At 55.3% G+C, this 926-nt stretch carries 1 pseudogene; it reads left to right on the top strand.

Going from position 1 to position 926, the window contains the following annotated elements:
• Positions 1–73 precede the first annotated feature (73 nt).
• Positions 74–926, top strand: a pseudogene (locus tag HYI44_RS29150) (IS5 family transposase); the annotation flags it as partial.

Here is a 926-nt window from a genome sequence, read left to right as displayed (position 1 = left end):
TTAGGCTCTGTACGTAAACCCAAGAAATACGATTTTCTGTAAAATACACCGCCATTAAAGCCAGGAGGCCAAGATGGCAAAGCGGTATGAACTCCCCGACGCAGCCTGGGATCTGGTTGCAGATATCTTCACCAAAAATCAGCGCACCGGGCGCCCTCGGGCCGATGATCGCCTGATGCTAAACGGTATTCTCTGGGTGCTTTGCTCTGGCGCAGCCTGGCGAGACATGCCCTAACGATTCGGCCCTTGGTCAACGATCTATCAACGGTTCCGGGGATGGCGTGATTGCGGAGCTTTTGATCAGATGCTCAAGCGTCTTCATATCCGATTGAATGAGCAGGGTTTGATTGACTTGGAAACATGGATGATCGACTCCACTGCCGTACGAGCAACCCGGGCCTCATCAGGTGCCGGGAAAAAAGGGGATTTGAAGAACCGCAAGACCACGCGCTCGGGCGCAGCCGGGGTGGCCTGACGACCAAGATTCACATGCTGTGCGACGCCAATGGTGTGCCTCTGCGTTTCCTGTTGTCAGGCGGACAAGCCAGCGATATAGCCTATGCCCAACCGCTACTCGATCAGGCTTGCATACCCAGCCTGCGCGGTCGCCCACGCAAGCGTTGCCGCTGGTTGCTGGCTGACAAGGGTTACGACGCTGAAGCGCTGCGCCAGTATTGTGATCGTTATCGCATGCAGCCAGTCATTCCGTTGCGAAGCATGAAGCGCAAAACCAAGCCAGGATTGCCTCGACTTTTTGATCGCCCCAAATATCGGCAGCGCAACATCATCGAACGCATGTTTGGCTGGCTGAAGGAGAACCGTCGCATCGTGACGCGCTTCGACAAGCTCGCAACAAGTTTTGCGGCGATGGTCTCATTGGCCTGCGCTATGCGGTGCTTGCGACAATACTTTACGTACAGAGCCTA

Origin of the sequence: Pseudomonas sp. Y24-6 (assembly GCF_020295325.1) — a bacterium.
GTDB lineage: Bacteria > Pseudomonadota > Gammaproteobacteria > Pseudomonadales > Pseudomonadaceae > Aquipseudomonas > Aquipseudomonas gregormendelii.
This window is presented reverse-complemented; position numbering and strand designations above follow the sequence as displayed.